This is a genomic window from Leptotrichia sp. OH3620_COT-345, assembly GCF_003932895.1.
In the GTDB taxonomy this organism is placed as follows: domain Bacteria; phylum Fusobacteriota; class Fusobacteriia; order Fusobacteriales; family Leptotrichiaceae; genus Pseudoleptotrichia.
Genome location: NZ_RQYW01000032.1, coordinates 1 through 6,216, shown reverse-complemented (window position 1 = coordinate 6,216; position 6,216 = coordinate 1). Strand labels below are relative to the sequence as shown.

At 33.7% G+C, this 6,216-nt stretch carries 1 protein-coding gene and 1 pseudogene; both read right to left on the bottom strand.

The genetic code is table 11. The features are described 5' to 3' along the window. Positions 1-5,927 (bottom strand): autotransporter-associated N-terminal domain-containing protein (locus EII29_RS10980; protein ID WP_125237563.1); only part of this gene is annotated, 5,927 nt, incomplete at its 3' end. A 183-nt stretch (positions 5,928-6,110) separates the two neighbouring features. Further along, positions 6,111-6,216 (bottom strand): annotated as a pseudogene (locus tag EII29_RS10975) (OmpA family protein); the annotation flags it as partial.

Below are 6,216 nucleotides of genomic sequence, written 5' to 3'. Positions count from 1 at the left end.
ACAAGGAACTTTCTATGCATATCGCTTCTCGATACATAACCTTCTCCCGATATCGTCCAGTTTAAACTGTTGTTATGGTCAAATGCTTTTGATTTAAAAATTCCTAATTTTAACATAGTTGTATCTTCTTTAGATCTACCTATATCTTTGAATTTAAATCTGTTATGTACCGCTCCTGCATACCAGCCTGTACTGTTTCCAAGCTTTATTGTTTCATCTTCATGTACATAAGCTACTCCATACGCATTATAAGTATAATCTATTATTCCTGCTGTATCTGTTTTATATTCTCCATTTGTTCCGAAAAGATTTATTTTATTTGATTCCTTTGTAAAATTATCTCCTTTCTTTCTTAAATGGTCAAATTCCTTATCAAGCAATGTTCCTGTAGAATACATTCTTTGCTGGATATTTGCATACTGATGTCCTTTCATCTGATCTATTGCCTGTGCCAATATATGTGCTTCTCCTTTACCTAAATTATTGAGTTTATTAAATATATCTTTTTCACGACCTGTTGCAGTAGAGTATTTTTCTTCTAATCCTGCCATAAAATTATATGTGTTACTGTCTTTTGCAAATGCAGTATAAGGAATTTTTACTAAATATACTGATTTAAAAGTATCATCTGAATTTTGTATTCCGGTTGTTATCCAAGTCAAACTAGCTGAATTTATTATAAATTTCTTTCCTCCTCCTGTACTTATAGTTGATATTACTTTGTTATACGGCTCTAAAATATTTTTACCTATTTCAATCTCTTTACTGTTCGTATATCTTGATGCTTCAGTACCAAATATCAAATTTATTTTTTTTAAGTTTGTTAGATACTGCAATCCCTGAATAGGATTAGTATAATTTATTCCTGATGTATCTATATACATTCCTATCTCTGATGCTCTTGCCATAGACGGAATATTACTCAGATTAGCCACTTTCAAATCCAGTTCCGTATTCCCGACTCTTACTTTTGAAGAATCAGGAGATGGAGTCAATGTGTCTATAGGAATTGGCATTATTATATTTCCATCTCTTCTTATTATCGCTGTTCCGTTTCCCGGTGCTTTAATATCTATTCCCGCTACCTTTTTACCGGTGTCTGATTGTTGTTTTTCAGATATTCCTCCTGTGACACTTCCTGTGGAAGATAAGTCATACTTTCCTTTAGCCAAATAAACTCCTGTGAGATTAGTACCATGTTCTATATTTATCGTTCCATAATTTTTAATTACTGCTCCATTTAATGCTACTACTCCAACTATTCCGTCATTTGTCATATTAGGTACCGTTTTTATTATCCCGTAGTTTTCACCGACGGCATTATTATCCAAATACATCCCGACAGTACCTTTCCCACTTAACTCTATGTTACCGTAGTTTATAGCTTTCGAACCATTTCCCGTTGCATACATCCCTATTCCGTTATCCTTTTCTACTTTAATAATACCGTAATTTGCAACAGTACCGGCTTGATGTTGAGTTCCATTACTATCTACATATCCTGCCGCCATTCCTATTCCGTAAAATTTGTTTGTAATATCACTTCCACTCACCTTTATTATCGGTGTAATCCCGAGTGAATTACCATTTTCTGCAATTCCTCCGGCTATACTATAAATTCCTACATTTCCGACTCCCGTTTCAAAATTAATATCCGCTAAATTTTTAACATGCCCTGCTGAATAAACTCCATAATTCTTATTTCCTATTGCAGTTAATGCCGTTTTATTTTCAATATTTCCCATTATATCTGCTGAATATATAAAGACAGCATCATTTCCCAAGGTTATCCCGTTTAAATTGGAAGAAGACAATCTGGTTCCTTTTCCTCTTATAACAAAACCATAAGAACCGTCCCCTATTTTCATATCTCCATCAGCTGATATACGCTGATTTTCTCCGGTAGTAAACACACCTACCGCTTCATTTCCTCCAATTTCTATTTTTCCATTTAAAGATATAGTTGAAGCAAGCAGTCCGGGTAAATATATTCCATCAGAAAATATCCCTACTGAATTATCTCCTACTTTTATTTTCCCTGTCAAACCGACATTTACAGTTTTTCCATAAATACCGTAAGTATTATTTCCTCCTATTATATCTTTATTATTTTCAATTATAGTATCTCTATCTTCAGTAAATATTCCTATATTCGGTTTATCAGCTGATATGGAATCTTTTAAATTAATTGTTCCTTCATTTAATAATTTTGAACCTGATTTTGCGAACATTCCTGTACTTTCCTGCCCTTGAACATCTATTATACCTTTATTTACTAAAGTGGCTTTTTCTCCTGATATTCCTACGGCTTTGCTTCCGGTTAATATTATCTTTCCGGATATATCATTTATTCCTTTAGCTATTGCAACGGTTCCGGAAACATTATTATTTCTGATAAATATTCCCGTCGCTCCTTCTCCGTTTAATGAGACAGTTCCTTTATTTGTTACTTCTATTGTACCTTCTCCCAGCTTTCCTCCAAATTCGTTTATTTTTGGATTTCCCGAAATATCCGTTCTGTATGATAAACCTAATAATCCTATTGAATTTTCCCCTCCAACATCTATTACTCCTTCATTTATTACTGTCGAACCGTTTACAGCATACACTCCAACAGCATTACTGTTAGCCATGGAATCTTTTTCTACAGAAATAGTTCCTTTGTTATTAACCTGCCCATAATTAACAAAAACTCCCACTCCTCCTTTATCCGTTCCGTCTAACCTTGCTACATCTATTGTTTTTCCTGATGTGACATTAACCTGGGTATCAGTATTATTTACCGCTTTCACACTTGAATTTGCTTCTATTCCAACTATCTGTTTATTATAAAATTCATCTGCAACGGCTGAAGTTAATTTTGCAGTCACATTTTCATTTATATTCAACTTTAATCTCTGACCTAAAACTTTTTTAAAGAAAAAGCCTCCGGAAGAAGTATCTGCTTCCGTCTTGTCTACAGCTGTATTAAAGTTTATTGTTCCTCCATCTATTGCCAATTCTTTGTATTTATCAAAAGTTTCTCCATTTTCAGTACCGGCGGAAATATTAACTCCCAAGCCTGTCTTTATTCCACTTAAATTAGTAATATCCATAGTTCCTAAATTATTTACATTTATTGCAATTACATCATTGGAAAATACTTTTACATCTGTATTTGTTGTATTAATAGGTCTGTTAACTATCGGAAGTGAATAATCAAGTTCCATTAATGTCGAACTTCCTCTTAACTGTATTTTACTGTTTGTCAAGTTTACCTTTCCCAATCCGTCAGAATATACAGCATAACCTTTTCCATCATATTTTATAATTGAATCTGTTAAATTAAGTTGTGTTCCGGCTCCATACGATGCTACACCTGCTTCTCCATCTTTAATATTTATATCTGCTCCGGTCAAATTTGCATTAGCCGCATCTTTAACATAAACTCCCAAACCGTTATCCCTAACATTTATTTTCAAATTATTTCCTGATGTTGATGTAATAATTCCTCCTGCACTGACTATTCCGGTTGCTCCTCCTGTAGCCTTTATATCTACAGTACCGCTGATATTTGTTTTTTTCTTGTTATACAGTGCTGTAGATGATAAACCGTTTATTTCTATTTTACTCCCGTTGGATATAGTCGCCGTATCACCGTCATTATATATTCCAACTTTTTCTTTTCCTGTTCCCAATACTTTTATTATACCGGTATTAGTTAAATTACTATTATTTAAAGCAACCATTCCTATATTTTTATCTCCGTCACCACTTATTTCTATATTTTTATTGTTTTCTATTTTTGCTTTGGTTCCTGTACTTATTAAACCGGTAAATGATGTTAAGCCTTCAGCATGTAAAACAGCATTATTTTTAATCGTACTGTCTGCTACTGCTCCTACTTCAGATACTGCTTGCGCAAAACTGTTCCCTGTTTTTCCTTTTGATATAGAAATATCTTTTTGTAAATCTATATTGTATTTGTCCGTTCTTAATAATGTACTGTCTTTTGCATTATCACCAAAAGAAAATGTTCCCATTGTAGTAGAATTAAATATCATATCTCCTGTGTTATTTTCATAAGATTTATGTCTTAAAAATCCGACATTTTCTTCTCCGCCGACTTCAACATTTAAACCTGATATATTAGCGATAGGATTTGAGTTAGCTGCTGAAGATAAAAATTTGGCAATGGAAACACCTACATTCTGTTTTCCCTGAACTGATATTTTTTTATCTGCTCCTCCTGACAAAATGGTAATTCCTTTATCGAAATAACTCGGATTTGCCGGAAAAATATTTGCCATTCTAAGACCGTAATTTTTACTTCCGTCAACAATAATATCTCCTACTGAAAGTTCTGATTTTAATGTTACATTGGAATATTGTCCGTAATCAATACCTATACTATTTCCGGTACCGCTTCCCAATATAATCTTTCCTTCATTTTTTGTTTTATGAGGTACTCCTGATACATCTGTAGGAGTGTCATTTCCCCAAGCTTCAACATCTATTAAAATACCAACCATATTATTTCCGGAAGCTAAATTTATATTTCCTGTATTTCTAAAAATTGAATAGGCTCCTTCTGTAATCCAGTCTCCTACTGCTCTCCGTGACCATAATTGATGCTCCACTCCGATTGTTACATCACTGTAAGCCGTATCTCCATTAAATATATTGGCTGTTCCGTTCAATGTTAAATTACCGCTAAAAATTGCTGTCTTTACTGACGGTTGTGCCTGTCCGTCATAAGGACCTCCCGGAACACCGGCAGAAGATCCGTTTCCAACACCTGCCGGATTGTGACTTAAAAATATTCTGTTTGCTTCTACTCCTTCTCCGCCTCTATTAGTCATTACATAATTTCCTGAAATTACCGCATCGTGATCTCTTAATTCATTAATAAAAGCATTCATTCCTTTTGCGGCATTTCCGTCATTCAAATAGAATATTCCGGAACCGTTTGGATTAAATCCTCCTATTGTTAAGCCCGGTGTTGAAACATTAGGAACATTTGTTACCGCTTTCATTTGAATATTAGGATTTGCAGTCCCGTCTAAATTACTTCCCCACCATTTTGTGGGTATTCCTAACCCTCCAACATCTTTTCCAACTTCAACATTAATTATTCCTTTGACGCTGTTATTATTTACATCTACCGTATCATAAGAATCATAATTCTGTATTACTATATTTTCACCCCCTTGTAATTTAGGCATACCTATATGGGCTCCTTGTGCAAATCCTTTTCCTTTGAAATTAATATCAGGCGGTGATAAAAGATTAGGAGCATTTACTGTTATATTTGTAGGTGCTGTAGGCGGTATAATTATTTTAGGATCAAATGGAGGCAATATACCTGTAGGTGCAGCAGGGATATAATTAGGTGCATTTTTATTTACATTTTTAGGCACTATTCCTGCACTTACTTCTATTTCTGCATCCGGTTCATTTACTATTGCCAATTCTGTTATGCCGTATTTATTATTTGAATTATTTTTTCGATATCTTGCCATTGTAGTATCCCTTTGAAAAAATTGTTCATTTTTCTTGTCTCCTCTTCCTTTGTATACTCCTCTCCAGTTACTGTAAAAATAGTTCATTCCAAATTGCCATGAACTCCACGGAGACTTCACTACCTGATCTCCCTGTTCCATTAATTGTATTAACTCAAGATTCGCATTTTTCAGTAATCTGTTGTTCTCCCTCTTTGCCTGCTTAAATGCACTATGCATATCATTTATTGATGAATTAAGCTCTTTTCTTGTTTGACTTATCGCATTTTCAGTACTCTTCACTTCAGGTGACGTCAAGCCTTCTGAAAATGTCAACATTCCCATTAATAAGAAACTTAGCAGAAGACCTTTTGTGTACTTAACATCTTTACATCTTTTTGCTAATGCTCTTAAGTCATTTTCCATTTTCTTTAAATTATTACTCATCTTTTTTACTCCCTTTCTCTATTATTTTTAATAACCATTCTGCACCAAAAAAACATTTTTCTCTAATTTTATTATAAAATAAAGACTTCTGTTTTCTTTTTTCCTATCCGTATATTTGTATATTAATTTTTTAATCCGATTTATTACTATACTTTTAAAATCTTTCTTTTCAATCTACTTTTTCTAATTTCCTTTTCTTATCAGTTTAAATTCTATTCTTCTGTTCTGTGCTCTTCCTTCCGCTGTCTCATTTGTCGCAACAGGTTCCTCTTCCCCACGTGTCTCAACT